18 protein-coding genes and 1 riboswitch are annotated in these 22677 nt (G+C 59.6%); of the genes, 11 read left to right on the top strand and 7 right to left on the bottom strand.

What is annotated here, in order from left to right:
* Positions 1-57 precede the first annotated feature (57 nt).
* Positions 58-525 carry a CBS domain-containing protein gene (locus tag V9K67_RS10465; protein ID WP_336722145.1) on the bottom strand — a complete coding sequence of 156 codons (468 nt, stop codon included), beginning with the start codon at positions 523-525 and terminating at the stop codon, positions 58-60.
* A gap of 127 nt (positions 526-652) precedes the next feature.
* Here V9K67_RS10465 and V9K67_RS10460 point away from each other — a divergent pair, with 127 nt between their 5' ends.
* Positions 653-1162, top strand: coding sequence for a hypothetical protein (locus tag V9K67_RS10460; protein WP_336722144.1), 510 nt, complete (start codon positions 653-655; stop codon positions 1160-1162).
* Between the two features lie 66 nt (positions 1163-1228).
* On the opposite strand, the gene V9K67_RS10455 is transcribed toward V9K67_RS10460, so the two are convergent.
* Together V9K67_RS10455 and V9K67_RS10450 are read right to left on the bottom strand one after the other, a co-directional pair.
* Positions 1229-2281 carry a hypothetical protein gene (locus V9K67_RS10455; protein WP_336722142.1) on the bottom strand — a complete coding sequence of 351 codons (1053 nt, stop codon included), beginning with the start codon at positions 2279-2281 and terminating at the stop codon, positions 1229-1231.
* Positions 2282-2375: 94 nt separating this feature from the next.
* Positions 2376-3146 carry a CHAD domain-containing protein gene (locus tag V9K67_RS10450; protein WP_336722141.1) on the bottom strand — a complete coding sequence of 257 codons (771 nt, stop codon included), beginning with the start codon at positions 3144-3146 and terminating at the stop codon, positions 2376-2378.
* Positions 3147-3404: 258 nt separating this feature from the next.
* Positions 3405-3495: riboswitch (TPP riboswitch) on the top strand.
* A gap of 35 nt (positions 3496-3530) precedes the next feature.
* Here V9K67_RS10450 and thiS point away from each other — a divergent pair.
* From thiS to moeB, 8 genes are all read left to right on the top strand, one after another.
* On the top strand, positions 3531-3734 hold the full coding sequence (gene thiS, locus V9K67_RS10445) for a sulfur carrier protein ThiS (RefSeq protein ID WP_336722140.1): 204 nt from the start codon (positions 3531-3533) through the stop codon (positions 3732-3734).
* A gap of 144 nt (positions 3735-3878) precedes the next feature.
* Positions 3879-5750, top strand: coding sequence for a phosphomethylpyrimidine synthase ThiC (gene thiC / locus V9K67_RS10440; RefSeq protein ID WP_336722138.1), 1872 nt, complete (start codon positions 3879-3881; stop codon positions 5748-5750).
* Positions 5751-5765: 15 nt separating this feature from the next.
* Positions 5766-6341 (top strand): thiamine phosphate synthase, encoded by a 576-nt coding sequence (locus V9K67_RS10435; RefSeq protein WP_336722137.1) that lies wholly within the window; start codon positions 5766-5768, stop codon positions 6339-6341.
* Between the two features lie 16 nt (positions 6342-6357).
* Entirely contained in the window at positions 6358-7104 is a 747-nt protein-coding gene (locus V9K67_RS10430; protein ID WP_336722136.1) for a hydroxymethylpyrimidine/phosphomethylpyrimidine kinase, read from the top strand.
* Between the two features lie 89 nt (positions 7105-7193).
* Positions 7194-7841, top strand: coding sequence for a thiamine phosphate synthase (locus V9K67_RS10425; RefSeq protein ID WP_336722135.1), 648 nt, complete (start codon positions 7194-7196; stop codon positions 7839-7841).
* Positions 7835-8602 (top strand): thiazole synthase, encoded by a 768-nt coding sequence (locus V9K67_RS10420; protein WP_336722133.1) that lies wholly within the window; start codon positions 7835-7837, stop codon positions 8600-8602. Before V9K67_RS10425 ends, V9K67_RS10420 begins: the two co-directional genes overlap by 7 nt.
* Positions 8599-9714, top strand: a complete 1116-nt coding sequence (gene thiH, locus V9K67_RS10415; protein ID WP_336722132.1) for a 2-iminoacetate synthase ThiH — start codon at positions 8599-8601, stop codon at positions 9712-9714. The genes V9K67_RS10420 and thiH overlap by 4 nt, the downstream gene beginning before the upstream one ends.
* Before the next feature lie 73 nt (positions 9715-9787).
* Positions 9788-10852: a molybdopterin-synthase adenylyltransferase MoeB gene (gene moeB / locus V9K67_RS10410; protein ID WP_336722130.1), complete on the top strand. Its 1065-nt coding sequence runs from the start codon at positions 9788-9790 to the stop codon at positions 10850-10852.
* Positions 10853-10941: 89 nt separating this feature from the next.
* Here the strand turns inward: moeB and V9K67_RS10405 are convergent, their stop codons facing one another.
* From V9K67_RS10405 to V9K67_RS10395, 3 genes are all read right to left on the bottom strand, one after another.
* The gene (locus tag V9K67_RS10405) at positions 10942-12654 is read right to left on the bottom strand and encodes a hypothetical protein (protein ID WP_336722128.1); all 1713 of its coding nucleotides are present in this window, start codon (positions 12652-12654) and stop codon (positions 10942-10944) included.
* A gap of 238 nt (positions 12655-12892) precedes the next feature.
* A complete protein-coding gene (locus tag V9K67_RS10400; protein ID WP_336722127.1) occupies positions 12893-13933 on the bottom strand; it encodes a sterol desaturase family protein in 1041 nt (346 codons plus the stop codon).
* A gap of 228 nt (positions 13934-14161) precedes the next feature.
* Positions 14162-16684 (bottom strand): DUF5686 family protein, encoded by a 2523-nt coding sequence (locus V9K67_RS10395; RefSeq protein ID WP_336722125.1) that lies wholly within the window; start codon positions 16682-16684, stop codon positions 14162-14164.
* A 175-nt stretch (positions 16685-16859) separates the two neighbouring features.
* Here V9K67_RS10395 and V9K67_RS10390 point away from each other — a divergent pair, with 175 nt between their 5' ends.
* Both V9K67_RS10390 and V9K67_RS10385 read left to right on the top strand, forming a co-directional pair.
* A complete protein-coding gene (locus V9K67_RS10390) occupies positions 16860-19178 on the top strand; it encodes an ATP-binding protein (RefSeq protein WP_336722124.1) in 2319 nt (772 codons plus the stop codon).
* A 9-nt stretch (positions 19179-19187) separates the two neighbouring features.
* On the top strand, positions 19188-20657 hold the full coding sequence (locus tag V9K67_RS10385) for a PAS domain-containing sensor histidine kinase (protein WP_336722123.1): 1470 nt from the start codon (positions 19188-19190) through the stop codon (positions 20655-20657).
* On the opposite strand, the gene V9K67_RS10380 is transcribed toward V9K67_RS10385, so the two are convergent.
* The gene (locus V9K67_RS10380) at positions 20616-22610 is read right to left on the bottom strand and encodes a PAS domain S-box protein (RefSeq protein ID WP_336722121.1); all 1995 of its coding nucleotides are present in this window, start codon (positions 22608-22610) and stop codon (positions 20616-20618) included. The two genes, V9K67_RS10385 and V9K67_RS10380, sit on opposite strands and share 42 nt — an antisense overlap.
* Between the last annotated feature and the right edge of the window lie 67 nt (positions 22611-22677).

The following is a 22677-nucleotide window of genomic DNA, read 5'->3' as shown; positions in this document are numbered from 1 at the left end:
GGAAGGGGGTTCCGGCTCTAAAAATTTCGGGAATGAAGGTAAAGGGGACGGGGGGCCTTAATAAATAAGACCGCTTTCATCCTTATCGATGAAGGCCGAGGCCAGGCTCTTGTCGAACAGGCCTTCCTTATTGGAAATGATGGCGATGATCTGCCGCATGAGGTCGTGGCTGGTGATCACACCGGCGAACTCCTCCCGGTTGTCGAACGCCAGCACGTAGCGGGAGCCGTGGTTGGTCATCAGGTTCATGCAGTCTTCCACGGTAGCCGCCAGGTCCACATGGGGCAGGTCGGTGGCCATTACCTCCTGCACCCGGGTGTCGGTGCTGGAGCGGCCTTCCAGGAACACCCGGCGGGTGTAATCCCTTTCGGAAAAAATTCCTACAAATGTTTCGTTTTCCTGGACGATCAGGTAGCTCCGGTTGACCGAATGCAGTAATTTCAGGGCATCAACCACCAAAGCCGTCGGCTCAATAAAATTGTTTGCCCGAACTTTGCTGGCAAGAATGTCTTTTACAGTTATCATCAGTTGCTTTTATTTTAAAAATTTATATTTATTTCCCCCGGGCCCGTCGCCCGGTAGTTACTGGCCGGCAAAGCCGATTGATGGTTTACTTTAGCTAAGTAATATATTTTAAGCCTAATAACCTAACATGAAACAACTTTTTATTGCCTTGATTTGCCTGCCCCTGGCCTCCCTGGCGCAGGATTGCCCCTTGAAGAAGGAGGTGGACAAATTCAGCCAGGAGCCCCGCCTGTCTACGGGTTTTATGTCTTTTAACGAAGGCGGCCATGCCACCCTGCTATCCCTGGACGCGGATGCGAAGGAGATCAACCTGCTGTTTTCGCTGAAGCGCACGGGCGAGTCGCCCTGTTTCGACGAAGAGTCCACGGCGGTGATCACCTACGAAGGAAAAGCCTCCAAATCCACATTTCGCAACAGCGGCGCCATGAACTGCAACGGCATTTTCCAGGTAACGTTCAAAAACGTGCCCACCACCCCCTCCATCCTGCAGCGGCTGGCCACCCAAAAAATAACGTCCATCACCCTGACGGGCACCCCCAAACCCATCATTATCACCCTCGATTCCGACCAACAGCAAACCTTCTCCAGCCGGGCGAACTGCCTCATTACGGAGGCGAAATCCCTCATTAAGAAATAGTCCGAGAATAGAAGTTTACAAGTTTACGGGTTTACGAGTTGCCGGCGCCCGTGAGGAACTCGTAAACTATCGTATGCGCACAAACACGCCCGCCTGGGCAATAAACACCACGTCGTCGAAGCGGATGTTCAGGTAGTCGCGGCCGGCGTAGAGGTGCAGCAGGAAGCCGAGGTCGTTACTGACGGAGGGCATGTAGGTAAGGTATTGGTGGCCGGCGAGCCGGTATTTGCGGTTGCCGGGAAACAAGGACAGGTCGTCTCTAATATACTCCAGTTCGGTGCGGCAGGCCAGGCGGCGGCGGCGCAGGATGCGGACCGAGTCCTTTTGGGGCGAGGAAAGGTTGCGGTAGGTTTGGGTGGTCAGGCGGGAAGGGCGCATCCACTGGAAATGGAACAGCAGCCGCTGCAGGCCGTAATACCCTTTCAGTTCGGGACTCAGGAGCAGCGGTCCCCCGATATTGATCTCCTGCTGGTAGCCCAGCCCCGACGATACCAGGCTCCGCCTCCCAACCAGCCGGGCATAGTTCAGCAACACGCGGTAGTAGTTGGTACTGAAGTCCCCTCCCCGGTAATTATTCCGTTTTCCATTCCCGGCCACGAAAAACGAATCGGCCTGGCCGTTGGAAAGATGGTGCAGCTGCAGGGTGGTCCACAACCGCCCCCGGGCAGCGACCGGCTGGTTGCTGACACGGTTCAGGGAAAAGTCCAGCCCCAGGCCGAACCGGTTGTTATAAGGCAGCAGAGGGTTGGACGTATCCCGGGTCAGGCGGGGCATCATGCCTACATCGAAGGTGAAGCGCAGGCGCTGAAAAAAGGGACGGCTGTAATATTTACCGCGGTAGATGGTAAAGCGGTTGGTGAGGTGCCCTTCGAACCAGTAGCCGTTTTTGCCCTCTCCGTTTTGCAGCTCGCGCTGACGTTTGACCAAAGGGGTAATATGCGGGTAAGCCAGGTAACTGATGGGGTCGTGGTTCTTCAGCAGCTCGTAATAGCGGTTGACCGCGAAGACGGGATTGACCTGCACCAGCGAGTCCTGGATCACCGGTGGTTCCTGGGCCTGCACGGAAGAAAAGCCCACCGCCCAAAGCAGGCAGAGGAACATGAAAAATGGTTTATTCATGGTTGATGATTTATCCGAAGAGCCGAAACAGCCCAACAGGCAATACCCACTTCCCTCATTACCAATGCTCCCTTTCCCCTTGCCTACGGCCCGTTCACCCTATGCTTACCGGCTGAAAATCTCTTGCCAGCACCGCCACCTCCCGCAACCGGGCGGCCTGCTCCTGCCGCAACGCGGCGAGGAGCTCCTCGCCGGCCAGGGCGTTTTCCGACAGGAGGCGAAGAGCCTGGTCGGTATCGTTCCAGCGGCCGATCCGCTCCTGGAGGCTGTCCAGCCAGGAAAGATCCAGGTGAAGGGATTCCGCCAGGGCAGCCGGCAACAGGGAATGAAGGAACAGCAGGGTTTTCAGGGTTTTGCGGCGCTCGTGCAGGCCTTCGGCTGTGAAGTCCCCCGTAAAGAAGCGGTGCAGCTCGTCGAGGCGCTGGCGGAAAAGTTCCAGGATACAGGCATTTTTTATACTCGTAGCCCGGGCGGCAAGATCCTGGCCGGCCCGGCGCACCCGGTGGCGGTAGGCTTTGGCCCGGGAACAAAAGCGGAGCGGCTCTTCGGCAAGGATGGCGGCCTGCTGCCGCTCAAAAGCGTCGTTGTGCAGATGGTAAGCCTGCAGCAGTTTTTCGTTGACCTGGGCCGTCCGGATCAGGCCGGCCTGTGCATAGATCTGCCGGAGGCCGTGGAGCTGTGCCCGGCGGCCCGGGCGGGGGCAGCAGGCGTTCAGCAGCTGCACCACCGCCTTCAGCTTTTTCACCTCCACCCGCAGCACGTGCAGGGCTTCGGGGTCCTGTCCCCAACTGTATACCCGTAGGCAGTTCCGGATGCGCTCGCATCGTTTATGGATGAACTTTACCAAATGCTTCCGTTCCAGCATAGGCGGCAATTGCCTACAAGTTACGATGCACCGGGAAAGTTTACGGGTTTACGAGTTCCGGAAGGCGGCAGAAATAGCCGGCAGGGTCGTACCGCAAGATATATTTATAGTTTATAGAATATATAATTATTCTGTCTTAGGAGCTGGTGGCAGTTGGTTAAATTCGCTTTTTTGCCGGCAAGGCCGGGGCTTTCGCCCCCATCTTCTCCAGAAAAAAATTTGACCCCGTAATCAATCTTTCTATACATTTGAATCCTACATACACTTTAGGGGTGCCCACAGGGCTGAGATCATACCCTTTCTACCTGATCAGGATAATGCCTGCGAAGGGAAAAGTAGCAGACACTCGTGCTTTACGGTGCCTCCTGAAGTAAACTTTTTTCTATGGAGGTACTTATCAACAATCAGCCTGTTTTCCTGGAAGAAAATACGTCGCTGCACACGCTTTTACTGCAAAAAGAACTGGCAGAAAAAAAAGGCATCGCCGTAGCCGTCAACAACAAAGTGGTCGCCCGCGCCGCCTGGTCCGTCTATCCCCTTTACCCCAACGACAAGGTCGTGATCATCCATGCCACGCAGGGGGGATAAACAGTTCCAGAGTTCCTGAGTTCCAAAGTTCCAGAGTTAAGCGTTCACAGTTGGTTTACGTTATGGCTGTTGGGGCCTCCCCTAATTCCAATGAACCAATCCCCATTCACCACCTTACACCGTTCACGAGAAAATCTTCAATTCATGAAAAAAGACAAGACTCCCGGCGAGGGCATCATCTCGCGTGCCCCGTTTGCCGGTTCCCAGAAAATTTATGTACCGGGACGCCTGCACAACATCTGCGTAGCCATGCGGGAGATCAGCCTGCAGGAAACGCACGACAAATTCAACGGCACCCGCGAACAGAACCCGCCGGTTACCGTTTATGATACCAGCGGCCCGTATACCGACCCCGCCGTGGACATCGACGTGCGCCAGGGCCTGCCCCGCCTGCGGGAGCAGTGGATCCGCGAACGCGGCGATGTGGAAGAGCTGCCCGCCATTACCTCCGAATACGGACAGGGCCGCCTGGCCGACAAAAGCCTCGACGAGCTGCGCTTCGCCCACCTGCAAAAGCCGCTCTGCGCCAAAGAAGGCAAAAACGTTACCCAGCTGCACTATGCCAAACAGGGCATCATCACCCCCGAAATGGAATACATCGCCATCCGCGAGAACCAGCGCCTGCAGGAGCTGCAGGAGGAAGGAAGCCCGCTCTGGCAGCAGCATAAAGGCTACAGCTTCGGCGCCAACACCCCGGCTTCCTTTATTACCCCCGAATTCGTACGCGACGAGATCGCTGCCGGCCGGGCCATTATCCCCGCCAACATCAACCACCCCGAATCCGAGCCCATGATCATCGGCCGCAATTTCCTGGTGAAGATCAATGCCAACATCGGCAACTCGGCGGTCTCCTCCAGCATCGAGGAAGAAGTGGAAAAAATGGTGTGGGCTACCCGCTGGGGCGCCGATACCGTCATGGACCTCTCCACCGGCAAGAACATCCACGAAACCCGCGAATGGATTATCCGCAACTCGCCCGTGCCCATCGGTACCGTGCCCATCTACCAGGCCCTGGAAAAGGTGAACGGTAAGGCCGAGGACCTGACCTGGGAGATTTTTCGCGATACGCTCATCGAACAGGCCGAACAGGGCGTGGACTATTTTACCATCCATGCCGGCGTGCTGCTGCGCTATGTACCCCTCACCGCCAAAAGAGTTACCGGCATCGTTTCCCGCGGCGGGTCCATCATGGCCAAATGGTGCCTGGCCCACCACAAGGAAAACTTCCTCTATACCCATTTTGAAGAGATCTGCCACATCATGAAGGCCTACGACGTCAGCTTTTCGCTGGGCGACGGCCTGCGCCCCGGCTCCATTGCCGACGCCAACGATGCCGCCCAGTTTGCCGAGCTGGAAACCCTGGGCGAGCTGACCAAAATTGCCTGGAAGCACGACGTGCAGGTGATGATCGAAGGCCCCGGCCACGTGCCCATGCACCTGATCAAGGAAAACATGGACAAGCAGCTGAAGGAATGCCACGAGGCGCCCTTTTACACCCTTGGCCCCCTGACCACCGACATCGCTCCCGGCTACGACCACATCACCTCCGCTATCGGCGCCGCCATGATCGGCTGGTTCGGTACGGCCATGCTGTGCTATGTAACGCCCAAGGAACACCTGGGCCTGCCCAATAAAAAAGACGTGAAAGACGGCGTGATCACCTACAAGCTGGCGGCCCACGCAGCCGACCTGGCCAAGGGCCACCCCGGCGCCCAGTACCGCGACAACGCCCTGAGCAAAGCCCGGTTTGAATTCCGCTGGCAGGACCAGTTCAACCTGTCGCTGGACCCCGATACCGCCCGCGAATACCACGACGAAACCCTGCCGGCAGAAGGCGCCAAGATCGCCCACTTCTGCTCGATGTGCGGTCCGCATTTCTGCAGCATGAAGATCACCCAGGACGTACGCAAGTATGCCGAGGAAAAAGGCCTGAACAGCGAAGAAGGCGTGCTGACGGAAGGCCTGAGGGAGATGTCGGAAGAATTCAAAAAGGCCGGCGCCGAACTCTATTTATAACAGAAGGGATCAGCCATGGACCGGATCATCGTCATTACGCCCCCGGGCGAGCTGCCGGGCGAAACGGAGCTGTACGAGCAGTTGCTGCGCCAGGGGCTGCAGCGGCTGCACCTGCGCAAGCCCGGCTGGCCGAAGGATCGGCTGCTGCAGCTGGCGCAGGCCGTTGCGCCCCGGTGGCGTCACCGGCTGGTGGTGCACCACCAGCCGGAAGTGGCGGTGGCCGCGGGCCTCGGCGGCCTGCATTGCTCGTTGGGCCAACTGGGCGGGGCTCCGGGCGGGGGTATATCCCTGTCCTGCTCGGTGCACCATTGGGCCGAAGCCGAAGCAGCGGCGCCCCTGTGCGATTACCTGTTCGTCAGCCCGGTCTTCGATTCCCTTTCCAAGAGCGGTTATGCACAAAACTCCGCCCTGCACCAGGTACCGGAACCGTTGAAAAGCCAACGGCTTTTTGCCCTGGGCGGCATTACCGATAAAAACCTGCACCGGGTACGGGCCATGGGCTACTATGGCGCGGCCCTGCTGGGCTACCTCTGGAACGAACCGGCCCGGGCCGCCGAACGGCTGAAAACGGTCCTGCAGATCCTTAGCTGAACTAATTTTTTCTAAAATGAAGCATGACGAACCTTACGCCCTCAGCATTGCCGGCTTCGACCCCAGCGGGGGCGCCGGGGTACTGGCCGATATCAAAACCTTCGAAAGCTTGGGGGTGAGCGGCTTCGGGGTCCTCAGCGCCAACACCATCCAGAACGATCGCTCTGTAAAGCGGGTGGACTGGCTGCCCGTGGCCACGGTGCTGGAACAAACCGCCGCCCTGCTGGAGCGCTTCCCGGTGGACTTTTTCAAGATCGGCATCGTGCGCAGTGGCGACGACCTGCGGCAGATCACGGCCTTTATCCGGCAGCAGCGGCCCCAGGCCTTTATCGTTTGGGATCCCGTGCTGCGGTCGTCCTCGGGCTTCGACTTTTTCGACAACGGCAGCCCGGTGGAAGAACTGTTGTCCGCCCTCCAGCTGGTAACGCCCAACCTGCCCGAATTCGGGATCCTTTTCGGGCAGGAAGAGCGGGCGCTGGCCCTGTCGGCCTCTACCCTGGTCTACCGCAAGGGCGGCCATTGCGAAGAACAGCCCGGCACGGACTACCTGTACCAAGGGGGCGAAAAGCGGGCCTTTGCCCCCCTGGAAGCGCCGGTTTCGCCGAAGCATGGGTCGGGCTGCGTGCTCTCGTCCGCCCTCTGCGCCCACCTGGCCAAAGGCTACCCGCTGGACGAAGCCTGCCGGCGAAGCAAGCGGTACATGGAGCGCTTTCTCTCCTCCCGCCCGGGTTTACTGGGCCGCCATGTGGAGGGAGTCAGTTAATGGGTTCATTAGTTAATTGGGTATTGGGCGCTGCACTACAAATATAAATTTTATTTAATTCACGCTAACAGACCAACGAATTATCAATAATGATCAACCGAATTCAATATATATCACAGCAAAGCGATGCCGTTTCGCATATTGACGGCATTGAGGGGGCATGCGCAGCGGGCGTAAAATGGATACAGCTGCGCGTTAAGGAACAACCGCAAAACGAGGTGCTGCTGCTGGCCCGTGAAGCCAAGGCCATCTGCGACCGCCACGAAGCCAGGCTCATCATCAACGACTTTCCCGAAGTGGCCGCCGCCATCGGCGCCTACGGCCTGCATCTGGGCAAGGAAGACATGCCGGTAGCCAAAGCCCGCGCCCTCGTGGGCGACCGCATGATCATCGGCGGCACCGCCAACACTTTTGAAGACATCCGGCAGCACTATGCCGACGGCGCCAACTACGTGGGCGTGGGCCCCTACCGGTTCACCACCACCAAGAAAAAGCTGAGCCCGGTGCTGGGCCTCGACGGCTACCGCAATATTTTGCAACAATGTGCAACATTCGATATTGCCCTGCCCCTGATCGCCATCGGCGGCATCGAGCTGGCCGACATCCCGGGCCTGCTGCAAGCGGGCGTCTACGGTGTTGCCGTGTCCGGGCTCATTGCCCAGGCGACGGACCGCCGCCAGACGGTGGACAGCCTGTACCGCCTCTTTCCCACCCAACAAACCGAAGCAGTATGTTAACCATTGCCGATAAAACTTTCCGCTCGCGCCTGTTTACCGGCACGGGCAAGTTCAGCCGCCCCGAGCTGATGGAAGAGGCCCTGCTGGAAAGCGGGTCCGAACTGGTCACCGTGGCCCTCAAACGGGTGGACCTGGAAAACGGGCAGGACGATATTTTGAGCCACCTGCACCATCCGCAGTTCAGCCTGCTGCCCAACACCTCGGGCGTCCGCACCGCCAAAGAAGCCGTCTTTGCGGCCCAGCTGGCCCGCGAAGCCCTGGAAACCAACTGGCTGAAACTCGAGATCCATCCCGATCCCAAGTACCTGATGCCCGACGGTGTGGAAACCCTGAAGGCGGCGGAAGAACTGGTAAAGCTGGGCTTTGTGGTCCTGCCTTATATCCATGCCGACCCGGTACTGTGCAAGCGCCTGGAAGAGGTGGGCGTGGCCGCCGTTATGCCCCTGGGTTCGCCCATCGGCAGCAACAAAGGCCTGCGCACCCTCGATTTCCTGGAGATCATCATCGAGCAAAGCACCGTTCCGGTAGTGGTGGATGCGGGCATCGGCGCCCCATCCGACGCGGCCAAAGCCCTGGAGCTCGGTGCAGATGCCGTGCTGGTCAATACGGCCATCGCGGTCTCGCAACATCCCGTTGCCATGGCCCGGGCCTTCCGCCAGGCCGTGGAAGCCGGCCGCACCGCCTTCGAAGCCCGGCTGGCCCGGCCCCTGCAACAGGCCGAAGCCAGCAGTCCGTTCACCGCATTTTTAGAAGAACTATGAGCTTTTACTCCTTATTTGAAACCTTCGACTGGAACGAGGTAAAGGAAAGCATCTACGCCAAGACCGCCGCCGACGTGGAGCGGGCCCTGCACAAAAGCACCCGCGACCTGGAGGATTTCAAGGCCCTGGTCTCCCCCGCCGCCGCTCCCTACCTCGAACAGATGGCAGCCCTCAGCCACCACCTGACCCAGAAGCGCTTCGGCAAGACCATCCAGATGTACGTGCCGCTCTACCTGTCGAACGAGTGCCAGAACATCTGCACCTATTGCGGCTTCAGTTTTGATAACAAACTGCCCCGCCGCACCCTTGCGGGCGGTGAGATCCTGCGCGAGGTGGAAGCCATCAAGGCCATGGGTTACCACCATGTGCTGCTGGTGACCGGCGAGGCCTGGCGGACGGTGGGCGTCGACTACTTTAAAAAGGCACTCGACCTCATCCGGCCCCACTTTTCCCACATCGGTATGGAAGTGCAGCCCATGGACGAAGCGGAATACGCCGAGCTGGTGCAGCACGGCCTGAACACCGTGCTGGTGTACCAGGAAACCTACCACCGCGAGGACTACAAAAAGCACCACCCCAAGGGCAAGAAGAGCAATTTCGCCTACCGCGTGGAAACTCCCGACCGCCTGGGCCGGGCCGGCATCCACAAGATCGGACTGGGCGTGCTCATCGGCCTGGAGGACTGGCGGACCGACTCGTTCTTTACGGCCCTGCACCTGCGTTATTTGGAAAAGACCTATTGGAAAACGAAGTATTCAATTTCCTTTCCGCGGCTGCGGCCCTTTTCCGGCGGCCTTCCGCCCAAGGTGGAGATGTCGGACCGCGAGCTGGTGCAGCTGATCTGCGCCTACCGCATCCTGAACGAAGAGGTGGAGCTGTCGCTGTCGACCCGCGAAAACGAAAAGTTCCGCAACAACGTGCTAAAGCTGGGCATCACCTCCATGAGCGCCGGTTCCAAAACCAATCCGGGTGGATACGTGGTGGAGCCCCAGTCGCTGGAGCAGTTTGAGATCAGCGACGAGCGTTCCCCCGCCGAGATCGCAGACCTCATCCGCCGGCAGGGCTACGAGCCGGTCTGGAAGGACTGGGACCACAGCCTTGCGGAAATGTAAAATGTAAATTATAGAATGTAAAAGGCAAAGGGGGTACAGTCTCCAAGAACTGATGACCAATGCCCATTGACCAATGACTTCCTTCTCAGAAATCGAACAACAACGGTACAGCCGGCACCTGATGCTGGAGGGCTTTGGGCCGCAGGCCCAGGAAAAACTCAAAAAGGCAAGGGTGCTGGTGATCGGCGCCGGCGGCCTCGGCTGCCCGGTGCTGCTGTACCTGGCCGCTGCGGGCGTAGGCCATCTCGGCATCATGGACGACGATACCGTGGCCCTGTCCAACCTGCAGCGCCAGGTGCTGTTCAGCGTGGCCGATACCGGCAGGCCCAAGGCCCAGGCGGCCCGGGACCGCCTGTTGCAGCTCAACGACCAGATCGGCATTACCGCCCTGACCGAAAGGATCCATCCCGGCAATGCCCTGGCCCTCATCAAGGATTACGACCTCGTGGTGGATGGTTCGGACAACTTTGCCACCCGCTACCTCCTCAATGATGCCTGTGTGTTGCTGGACCGGCCGCTGGTGTACGGGGCTATTTTCAAGTTTACCGGGCAGGTGTCGGTCTTCAACTGGAAGGGCGGCCCCACGTACCGCTGCCTGTTTCCCGAGCCGCCGGCGGAGGGCGAAATGCCGGCCTGCGGCGAGATCGGGGTGCTGGGCGTGCTGCCGGGCATCATCGGTTGCTGGCAGGCCACCGAAGCCATCAAGGTGCTGACGGGAACAGGCGAACCGCTGAGCGGGCAACTGCTCCAGTTCGACCTGCTGACGAACAACGTCCACTCCTTTGCCTTTGAAGGCGATGCCGCCAACCGGCAGCTCTCCGGCCTGGGCACTTACCACCATGCCTGTACCGTGGCGCCCGACGAGGTGGACGGCGCCACCCTCCGGCACTGGCTGGAGCAGGAACCCCTCCAGCTCCTCGATGTGCGGGAAGCCGCCGAATATGCCGCCCGGAACATTGGCGGCCGACTTCTGCCCCTGTCCGAACTGGAGCAGCGCCTCCACGAGATCGACCCGTTAAAGCGAACAGTAGTACACTGCCAGTCGGGCACCCGCTCCCGCAAGGCATTGAATATCATCAGGAAACAATACCCACATATCAACATCTACAACCTGAAGGGCGGATTGGCGACCTATTAAGGCGCCTGGCGTACAACCGCTCTGCGAACCAACGAACTCGTGAATTCGTAAACGTGTACACTCGTAAAGGTGAGCACCGGCACGGGGGCTCACTTCGCCAGCTTCTCCGGCGCGCCGATCGTTTTGAGCATGCCGGTGAGCACCGTTTTCCAGATCAGGTTGAAAAAGGAATCGCCTGGTTCCTTTTGGTACACGCATTCAGGTGCACGGGGAGGGTCGTCTCCGGAAGGATTGTGGTCCTTGATCACCAGGACATTGGCCAGCTTACTGAACAGCCTTTTCTTTTTCAGCTCCCCCTCCTCCCCTTTCTTTAAGGCCGAAATATGCAGGTCATCGTACAACAGCAGCACCTTGCCGGAAGCCTGCCGGTTGTTGCCGTCCAGGCGGGCCTCCAGGCGGCGGGCCCGGCCGCTTTTTACGGACATCAGCCCCAGCGGCTCCGCAAAACTGTTGACTAAAGCCCCGTCAAAGGCGCCCAGGTCGAAGGCGACCGAAAAGGCGCCCTGACGGTGGCGGGACAGGTCGAACCGGAACCGGGCCTCCAGGGGCGTGACGCCCTGGACGCGGGCACCCGCCGTACAGACGATCGCGCCCCGCTTCCGGCCCTTTGGCCGGTTGGAAAGCGGCCGCACCTGCCCCCGGATCCGGTCAAAGCGTATGCTGGCGGTTTGTCCCGATTGGGGACTCCGCTCCTCGTACACCACCTCGCCGTTTTCCACCTCCACCCGCGGCACCTCTACCGGGAACGGCAGCTGCATCAGCAACTGGTGGGGAAACACGGCCTTCCGGGAGGGAGAAGGCGGCAGGGTGCGGTCGAGGTAAATCGCTACCCGGGGACGGCTGATGGTCACCGCTGCGGCCGATAAGCCGTCTTCCCGCAGCAGGCGCTGCCAGTCGACCTGCTGCAGGCGGAGCCTGGAAACCGTTACCCGGTAGCGTTCCTTGCGGTGTCCCCCTGCCGCCCGGGCAAACCGCTCCTTACTGTAACGGGGCGTAAAAGAAAGGTCGCGCACCGTTAATTGGCGCCGGGCGGCGTCCAGCCGCACTGCTCCCAAAGTAAGCCGGTAGAGCTTGCCCCCCACCGGCATCGAATAATTGCGAAAGGAAAGGGAGGCATCTTTGGCGAACAGGAACCGGTCCTTTGCGTCCCGGGTGGTCGAGTCGATCAGCAGGTCGGTCAGGCGAATGTCCAGACCGGTAAAGCGGGAGGCCTGGCCCCGGGCAAGGTGCTGGTGCACGATGCTTCCCTCTTGCACGATGATCTTTTTTACGGAAAAACGCTCCAGGTGCTTTGCCAGCCGCTGTTGCAGCGTCAGCGAATCCTTTCGGCTGGAGTTGTAGGGCTGCTTTCGGTGGTACACGGTCAGCTCCGGCTGCAACAGGCGCAGCGTATCCAGGTCAATGGTTTTCCGGGTCAACAGGTCGCTGAGGCCCAGGCCGTCCACGCGGAAAGACCGCAGCCGCAGGGCCACCACGTCGTCCGGGGCTTCCTGCCGCTCCTCCAGGCGGGCCAGCACCGCCGAATCGGGCTGCAGGGACACATTCACCAACGTGACGCTTTGCCCCGCCACATCCACCTGCAGGTCGTCAAGCGACAACCGGTACAACCCCTTCGATCCGTCCGTTACCATATCCTTCAGGCGGGCCATCAGCCGGGGCTTGGGATCGAGAACCGCCACCGGCGACCGGGCAGCCTCTACCGCAGGCATACTGCCCGCAGGCGCCAGGGCCTCCAGGAACAGCAGGTAAGCCGCCAGCACCACCCCCACGACCACCAGGAGAAAAACGATTACTTTTTTCATGTACTTCTTGCCTGTTCCAAATACTGGTCCAGCGTCCCGGACCGGAACCGCCGGGCAGCAGGAAGGGGTCGGCGGGATTGAAGTGGCGCATATTTTGCGCCCTTTTCCTGGAAACAAATGTATTCACCGCCGCAAAACACGTAAGGATGAAAGCTGCGTTTATTTTTGCTGTTCTCCTGGTACTGTTCCTGATGGCGCTGTTGCTGGTTTTCGGGTAAACAACGCCCCGGGCAGCCGCTCAGCTTACAGGACCCGCCGGCAGGTTATCCCGCCGGCCCGAAACCTGTGTGCCTTCCTTTCCGGCTAGCGGCAGGCTGCCGGTTACCGTCACCGGCGCCCCGGTTTCTGCCGCCCGGCTCGCTTCCCGGGCCTGCTGGTCCCGCTCCTTTTCCTGCGCAATAGCGATGGGATCGCCAAATACGTAAAACCATTTTTTCCGGAAACCCCGGGCCTGTTTCAGGTCCTTCCAGATGTCCATGTATTCGTGGAAGTTGATGTACAACGGGTTGGCCTTGTGCCCGATATTATGGGTGAGGCCATATACGGCGGGCTCGTCCTCGGCCTGGTAGGTGCCGAACATCCGGTCCCAGATGATGAAGGTCGGCCCGTAATTCTTGTTGATGTACTTCTCCTGCGAGCCATGGTGCACCCGGTGGTTCGAAGGGGTGGCAAAGAGGTACTCGATGAAGGGATGCAGCTTCCGGATGTACTCGGTATGCACCCAGAACTGGAAGAGCACGGCGATCTGGTTAACTACGAAAAAGACGATGGGGTGAAAGCCGATAAGGGCCACGGGCAGGAAGAATATAAGCTTGAGGTTCTGCACCCAGCTCAGGCGGAAGGAAACCGTCAGGTTGTAGTGCTCCGAACTGTGGTGCACCACATGCGTCGCCCACCAGAACCGCTGTTCGTGGGAAATGCGGTGGGCCCAGTAGCTGCACAGGTCGAACAGGATATAGCAGGGCAGGAAGGTCCACCAGTTCAGGTGCATCCGCCAGGGCAGCCAGTTGTACAGCAGGATGTAGAGGTACAGCATCGTCACCTTCAGGGTGGTATTGATGGCCACGTTGCCCAGGCCCACCAGGATAGAGCCGATGGTTTCCTTTTTCTCGTACAGGTCGCGGTGCTGCCAGCGGGCGATGAGCCATTCCAGGAGCACGAAAAAAAACATCACCGGCGCCGCCCACACAATGATATTGGGTGCATCGCTTTGTATCTTGTCCAGGGAGGCCATAGGAATTTTCGGAGCGCCGAACAGGTCGGAAAAAAAATCTGCCATATAGAACCTGAAATTTAGTGAGTAAAGCCCGTGGGGCTAGGGTATGTGCAACATTTGTACCGTATAAGAATAAGGAATTAGGGAATTGGTTAATTGGTTAATTGGGTACGGGGAAATGCTTTAATAAAAAAAGAGACACCGGTTTTTTACCAGTATCCCTTTTTCTTTATTGCTTTAGGATGGTTTCCTCCTCATATCCCAATTAACAAATTAACCAATTCCCTTTCGTTAGAAGGCCAGGCGGAAAGAGCCGAACACCCCAAACCGCTGGGCGGCACCCGCACTGGCGCCGTTGGCGGCAGGAACGGACCGTGGCAGCACCCGCCACACGAAGTCCACCCGCAGCACTTTCAAAATGTTGTCCACGCCGGTGCCCAGCTCCAGGTAGCGTTTGCCGTCCAGCGAGCGGAAAGGGTAATCGCCTACGTAGTTCAGGGCCTTGTTCTCCTCGTTCAGGGTGCCCCACAACCCTTTGGCCGTCCAGAACTGGCGGAACCGCAGCTTGCGGGTCAGCGGCGTGAAGCGGAAAATGCCGTTGCCGAAGGTATGCTCCACGTTGAAGCCCGCGTACCGGTCGTGGATGTACTCGTAGCGGTTCATCATGTTGAAGGCGTAGCGGTTGTAATAATAGATCTCGTTGCCCGGCGCTATGTCCAGGAACGTGTAGGGCAGCGTACCGAAGGTTTTGCCGCCAAAGATGTTCACGTAGAGGGTGCCGAACGGCGGCACCTTGATGTAATCGCTGACGCTGCCGCTGAGTTTGTGGTAGTCGTAGCTGCTGTTCAGCACCCCTGAAATGCCCCGGGTGTATTTTACCTCGGCTATGGGCAGCGGGCTGCCCAGGCTGAGGCGCAGGAAATCGCCCTCCAGGAATTTTTCGAGGTACGCAAAGCGCAGCCGCACCGAGGTTTCAAAAGTGTTCATGGCCTCGCCCTCCTTGGTTTGGAAATAAGATTTTTCCGGCAGGTGACGCATAGGGTCGTACTGCTTGCGGCGCGAGGACAGCAACACCGAAATGCCCGGGTCCCATTCTTTGAAAAAGTCCAGCCGCTGCTCCTTCAGGCGGATGAACTTGAAGGGCACCCCGCTTTTGCGGATCGACATGGCAAAAATGTTGTCCGTGCTGATCTCGTCGTAATAGTTCTGCCCGTAATCAAAATCGTTGAGGTACTGGCCGTACAGGTACATGCGGGGATGCTTCTGCAACAGCCACATGCCGTCCACCTGGCCCTTCCATTTGCGGTCGCCGAAGCCGTAGGCGCCGTAGCCGTGGAAATAAAACTTGTCGCTGAAGCGGTGGTTCGTTCCCAGGTCGAAGCGCAGGCGGGTGCCCTCCAGCGAGTTGGAAAAGATCCAGTTCTGCCAGGGGCCGATCTGGTAGTTGCCCAGGTTCATATAGCCGGTGCCGATAAAGTTGATGGCCTCGGTATAGGTCTTAAAAGCCGGCACTTTCATCATCGAGTCGATCATGGTATAGATGCCCTGCTCGTTACGGTTCAGCCCTTCGTGCCGCGAGCCGGACCAGAAGGAATCGGGGCGGTTCATGGCGGCGTCGGGCAGGTGCGTTTCTTCCAGGATGCGGTTCTTTGCCAGCTCGGCCGTCACCTGGGGGTCGTTGACCCGAATGTTGCGGTAGGTGGTGGTCTTGCGGCCGATAAAGGCCAGGTTCGACTTGCCGAAGGGGGTCACGTCCACCACGAACTTGTCCTTGGAAAGGAACCAGGTGGAGTCGCCGAGCAGCTGGTACTCCTGGATCAGGCTCAGCATGTTGACGTAGTTGATGTTGGCCTCCTTCGACAGGCGCAGGGTCATCTTCTGGATGGCGAAGGTGCTGTCGTGCACCCAGCAGTCGCCCTCGAAAGTGTTGGTGCCCTTGCGGCGGGGCGTGAACAGGAAGTGCACCAGCCGGCGGCCGGCCACGTACTGGGTGTCGGCCAGCTTGTAGTTGTAATAGTCGTCGCCGTGGTCGCTGATGGGGCTGACGAACTGCTTGTCGAAGACCGCGATGTAATTGTTGTAAAAATTGACGTTCTGGTCCATGCCGCCCAGCAGGCGGGAGGCGGAAGCGTTGTTCACCCCGATGGTCTTGACGGCCTTGAACACTTCGCGTCGCTTCAGGGGCGATTTCTGGTAGTAGTAATCCGAAAGCGCCTCGGTCAGGTAGGCCGGCAGGAAGGGCGCGCCCTCGGTGGTATCGATGTTGTCGAGGATAAAATTGAAGGGGCGCAGGAGGCGCCGGTCTTCCAGCTTATCGCGGTTGATGTTTTTTAGGTCCAGCTCCAGCTTGTTGTATAGCTCGTAGGAGAAGTTGGCAAACCGGTAGCGGTCGTTGTCTTTTTTGTGCTGCACGATCTTGCGCCAGAACCACAGGGCCCGGTTGCCCTTGGCGCGCACCACCACCCCCGTGATGATCTTGCCGCGCTCCAGGGAGATATGGAGCCGCAGGCTGTCGCCCCGGAACTGGGCAGGGTCCACCGGCACCTTGTAGTCCTGGTAGCCCACGGTGGTCACTTCCAGGGTGTCGGCAGCGAGGTGGGAAAGGGTCAGTACAAAGGCGCCCGAAGAATCGGACAACAGGCCGATGCCGGATTTCTGGAACCGCACCGAAACGAAGGGCAACGGTTCGTCGCTATGCTTATCTTTAATGGTCCCCCGGATAGTTTTCGACTGCGCCAGGGCGGCAGGGAGGAAAGAACAGAACAAAAGAATGACCAGTAAAGAAATCTTCTTCAGGTTAAAGAAACGCATCATAGTATGCCCCAAAAGTACACACTTGAGTTCTAAGTTCTAGGTGCCCGGTCCCGGAGCAGGAGCCGTATCCCACGGGTTTTAAGTTTTCCTTGGGAGACGCCCTTCAGCCCCATCCTTGCACAATCCTTGCATAGTTAACCCTGCATATTAAGAACCAACCATTTGAATACTCAAGGTGAATAAGGTGAAAAACAACTACTTTCTTTCGGAAGGCGGGGAGATGGGGGCATTGATCCGTTCGCTCGACTGGGCAAATACCTGCATCGGACCTGTGGAAAACTGGCCGCAAAGCTTGCGAACGTCCGTAAGCCTGTGCCTGAACTCGCGTTTCCCCATTTTTATCTGGTGGGGAAAAGAGCTGGCCATGATTTACAACGATGCCTACCGCTTTATCCTGGGTGACAAGCACCCCAGGGCGCTGGGCTGCCCCGGCCGGAAAGTATGGCCCGAGATCTGGGACATCATCGGTCCCATGCTCGAATCGGTCCTGTACCGGGGCGAGGCTACCTGGTCGGAAGACCAACTGCTGCTGCTCGACCGCTTCGGCTACATGGAAGAATGCTATTTCACCTTTTCTTACAGCCCCATCCACGACGAATCGGGTATCGGCGGCGTGTTCAGCGCCTGTACCGAAACCTCCTCCAAAGTGATCGGCGCCCGCCGCCTGAAAACCCTCAGCGACCTCGGAAAGACCTCCCTGCAGGCCCGCACGGCGGACGACGTGTATGCCAAAGCCATTCATGCCTTCGAGGAAAACGACAAGGATTTTCCCTTTGCCCTTATTTACCAGGTGTCGGAAGACGGCACGAAGGCCGAACTGAAGGCCTCCACGCCGGCCCGCATGGGCTTTCCCGCCTCCATCGACCTTACCGGCGACGACCTGGTGGCCGAACCCTTTCGCCAGGCCCTCCAGGGGCATACTACCGTGCCGGCCTCCAACAGCCTCGGCCAGTACGGCGAGCTGCCCACCGGCGCCTGGAACCAGCCCTGCCGCCGCCTGCTGGTGCAGCCCCTGGCGCAGGGCGCCCAGAAACGTCCCGCCGCCCTGCTGGTCACCGGCATCAACCCCCATATCTACTTCGACACCGCCTCCAAAAGCTTTTACCGCCTGGTCTGCGACCAGGTGGCTACCGACCTGAACAACGTCCTGGCGTACGAAGAAGAGAAAAAACGGGCGGAAAGCCTGCTGGCCCTGGACAAAGCCAAAACGGTCTTTTTCAGCAATGTCAGCCACGAATTCCGCACGCCCCTGACCCTGATGCTGGGGCCCCTGGATGAACTGCTGAACCATCCGGAGGGCAACCTGGCCAACGACCAGCGCAAAAAACTGGAACTGGCCCACAGCAATTCCGAACGGCTGCTGCGCCTGGTCAACAACCTGCTCGACTTCAGCCGCATCGAAGCGGGCCGCCTGCAGCCCCAGTTCGAACCCATCGACCTACCCTCCCTGACGGCCGGCATCGCCGGTACCTTTCAATCGGTGATCGAAAGCGCCGGCATGCAGCTGCAGGTCGACTGCCCGCCCCTCTCCCGCCCGGTTTGCCTGGACACCGAAATGTGGGAAAAGATCGTATTGAACCTCCTGTCCAATGCCTTTAAATACACCCTGGAGGGCGCCATCCGCGTGGAGCTCCGCGAGCACGGGCAGGCCGTGCGCCTGTCGGTCAGCGATACCGGCGTAGGCATTGCTCCCGAAGAGCTGCCACGGATTTTCGACCGCTTCCACCGGGTAGAGAACTCCCGGGGCCGCACCTTCGAGGGCACGGGCATCGGCCTGGCGCTGGTGCAGGAGCTGGTCAAGCTCCATGGAGGGACCCTCACCGCTGAAAGCGAACAGGGCCGGGGCTCCACCTTTACCGTAACGCTGCCCTTCGGCGTTTCCAACGGCCAGCTCTCCCAAAAGTTCGCCGCCCCTGCCGCCGCCGCCCCGTTTGTAACGGAGGCCCAAAAAATGATTGCCCCCGGCCCCGCGGAGGGCTCCAAAGAATGGTCCCGGACCGGCCCTGCCGGCGAAGAAAAACCCCTGGTGCTGCTGGCCGACGACAACCCCGACATGTGCGGCTTTGTCAAAAACCTGCTGGAAGGCGACTTCCGGGTGGAAACCGCCCCCGACGGGCAGGCCGCCCTGGAAAGCATCCGCCGCCACAAGCCCGACCTGGTGCTGAGCGACATCATGATGCCGCGGCTCGACGGCTTCGGCCTGCTGCAGGCCATCAAGGACAACCCCGCCACCGGCAACCTGCCCGTGATCCTGCTGTCGGCCCGGGCCGGCGAGGAAGCCACGGCCCATGCCCTGGGCGCCGGCGCCGACGACTACCTTATCAAACCATTCTCCTCCCGCGAGCTGGTATCGCGCATCCACACCCACCTCAAAATTGCCCGCTCCAAAAGCCGGAACGAAAAAGAACTCTACCAGCTGTTCATGCAGGCCCCGGTGGCCATCCTCATCCTGCGGGGGCCCGACCTGACCGTGGAACTGGCCAACCAGCACTAACTCGACATCGTGGGCCGCAAACGCGAGGACATTGCCGGGCGCCCCGTGCTGGAAAGCATGCCGGGCATTATCTCGCAGGGCATCGGCAGCATCCTGCGGGGGGTGCTGCAAACGGGCGAACCTTATTTCGGAAACGAAGTGCCGGTGACCCTGAGCCACCCCGGCGGGGAACAACAGGGCTATTTCAACTTCGTGTTCCAGGCCCTGCGTGATGGGGATGACCGGGCCACCGGGGTGCTGGTGCTGGCCCACGAGATCACCGAGCTGATGGAAAGCCGCCGCAAGATCGAGGAAAGCGAGCTCCGCTTCCGCACGGTGGCCGATACCGCCCCGGTCATGATCTGGATGGCCGGGCCCGGCAGGAATTTTAACTTCGTCAACCGGGGCTGGCTGCAGTTTACCGGCCGCCGCAGCGAGGAGGAATACGGCGACGGCTGGCAGCAAGGGGTCCATCCCGACGACCGGCCCGACCTGCTGCAATTATTTGCCACCGCCTTCCGGACCCGCCGGAACTTTACCTGGGAATTCCGCCTCCGCCGCCACGACGGGCAGTACCGCTGGGTGTCGGCTTCCGCCGCGCCCCGCTATGGCGCCGATGGCGCCTTTGCCGGCTTTATCGGCTCGTGCATCGACCTGCACGACCAGAAGGAAGCCGCCGAAGCCCTGGAAAAGGAAGTGGAAAAACGCACCATCGACCTCACCAACGCCAACAACCAGCTGGAACGGTCGAACCGCGAGCTGGAACAGTTCGCCTACGCTGCCAGCCACGACATGCAGGAACCCCTGCGCAAAATCCAGACCTTTGCCTCGTTCCTGGAAGAGAATACCGGCCCCGCCCTGGGCGATACGGACCGCCGCTTCATTACCAAAATCCGCGAATCGGCCCGCCGCATGGCGGTGATCATCGACGACCTGCTGAACTATTCGCGGCAGACCCGCAATGACCTGAGCTTTGCCGACACGGACCTGAACAGCGTCATTGCCGGCGTCCGCTCCGACCTGGAACTGCTGATCCAGCAAAAAGGCGGCATCCTCCTTTCAGATCACCTGCCCATTATCCAGGCCGTTCCGCTGCAGATGCACCAGCTTTTTTACAACCTCATCAACAACGCCTTAAAATTCTCCCGCCCCGGCGTGCCGCCCGAGATCCGCATTGCCGTAGAACGGCTGGAAAACGAAGGGGAAGGCCGGAAGGGGCCGCCGCTCTTTGCCATTACCCTGCAGGACAACGGCATCGGCTTCGAACAGCAATATGCCGACAAGATCTTCCAGTTGTTCCAGCGCCTGAACGACCGCTACTCCTATGGCGGCACGGGCATCGGCCTGGCCCTCTGCAAAAAGATCGTGTCCAACCACCGCGGCGAGATCTCGGCCTTTTCCGAACCCGACAAAGGGGCCTGCTTCACCATCCTGCTGCCGGCCTACCAAACCGCCGCCTCACCCCCGTCCCCTCTCCATGTGGAGAGGGGACGGGGGTGAGGCGGCCGGCAGGATCACCGTAAAGGTGGCGCCTTCGCCTTCCTTTCCTTCGGCCAGCAGGGCGCCGCCATGGCGCTCGGCGATCTTTTTGCAGAGCGCCAGGCCGAGGCCGGTACCTTCGTACTTCGTTTTGGCGTGCAGCCGGCCAAAAGGCTTAAAGATCTGGTCCACCTCTTCATTACGGAAACCAATGCCGTTGTCCTGCAGGCGGATAAGAACATAGTCGCGGTTCGCACCGGGCAGGGGGTGCGGCAGGCGGTCGCCTTTTACCCGCTCATACGAAACCGAAATGCGGGGCGGTACGCCCTCGCGGGAAAACTTCAGGGAATTATTAATAAGGTTGTAAAACAGCTGGTGCAGGAGCACCGGCGCCCCTTCCACCACCGGCAGGTCCTCGCAGGTCAGCACGCCCTCCTTCTGCTGCAGCACCATCTCCAGGTCGGTTTCCACGCCCCGGATGATCTCCGTCAGGGGGACGGGCACGAGGTCTATGGCCGTGGCGCCCGCCGAGGCGTAGGTCAGCACCCCTTCGATGAGGCTGTACATGCGGCTGGCCGCCTGGTCCATTTTCTCCAGGTACTGTTTGACCTTGTCGGGCAGGGCGCCCCCCATTTCGCTGGCGGCACGGCTGCTGAAGGTGCGGATCTTCCGCACCGGCTCCTTCAGGTCATGCGAGACCACGTGGGCAAACTGCTGCAGGTCGTCGTTGGACCGCTGCAGCTCCTGGGTACGCTCTTCCACCAGGTGTTCGAGCTGTTCGGTCAGCAGCTTCTGGGCGTGGATGTTGATGGCCGTGCCGATATAGCCGGCAAAAGTGCCGTGCTCGAAGCGGGGTACGCCCTTGAACAGGAACCATTCGTAGCCGCCGGTCTGCCGGTTGCGGTGGCGGCATTCAAGGGTGTAGGGGCTTTGGGTGCGGACCGCTTCGCTGTAGGTCTGGTAAATGCGGTCCACATCGTCGGGATGCACATACTGTTCCCAATGCAGGTTGCCCAGCTCCCCCACCTGGGAAAGACCCAGGTAGCGCAGCTCCTCCTTGTTGACATAGAACACCTGGGCCCTGGTATCGGCCATCCATACCCACATCGGCGCATCATCGGCCAGGGAACGGAAGCGTTCTTCGCTTTCCTTCAGGGCTTCCTCGGCCTTTTTACGCTTGGAAATATCTTTGACTACGGAAATAAAATATTGCGGCTGTCCTTCACTGTCACGCACCAGCGAAACCACCAGGCTGACCCATACCCACGAGCCATCTTTGTGGAAATAACGCTTTTCCATGGAGTAGCTTTTCAGCTTTCCCGAGAGCAGCTGCCGGGCATAGGCCAGGTCGGCTTCGATATCGTCGGGGTGGGTAATGTCCTGGAAGGTCAGCTCCCGCAGTTCCTCCGGGCTGTAGCCGATGATGGAACAGAGGCGGTTATTTACCAGCAGCCAGCTGCCGTCGGGCGCCACATGGGCAATGCCCACGGCCGCATTTTCAAACGTGTGCTGGAATTGTTCCTTGAGGCCTTGTTCGGTTTCTTCGGCTATGCGGCGCACGGTCACCTCGCCGGTCACGTCCAGGCAAACCGCCACCAGGGCGGTGAGATGGCCCTGCGCATCGGTTACCGGCCCGATCTTCAGGGTCAGGGACCGCTCCGGCCCGCCGCCGGCCGCCGCGGAAAGCAGCAATACTTCCGGCACTTCCACCGCCGTTCCCGATTGCCGCACCTGCTCCAGGGCTTCCTGCACATCCCGGTGAAAGGCAGAATCGAACAGGTCGGGGAACGACCGGTGGCGGAGCTCTTCGGCGCTCCAGCCCCACAGGCCCTGGGCCTGTTCGTTGGCCTGGTCGACCAGGAAATTTTTTTCCTGCAACAGGAAGGCCGGCAGGGGAACCTGCAACAACAGGTGAGGGAGCGGGAGCGCTCCTTTTTCCCCGGGCCGGTAGGATAAAGGTGCTTTGGGGGTCATGGCGGCTTTCTTTGCATGTTAAGCATTACGTCCGGAAACAATACGGAAAGATGAAACATCTGCAACC

This window comes from Huijunlia imazamoxiresistens (assembly GCF_037132455.1).
GTDB classification, from domain to species: domain Bacteria; phylum Bacteroidota; class Bacteroidia; order Chitinophagales; family Chitinophagaceae; genus Flavisolibacter; species Flavisolibacter imazamoxiresistens.
The sequence above is the reverse complement of the archived record's forward strand: the minus strand, read 5'-3'. Positions and strand labels throughout refer to the sequence as shown.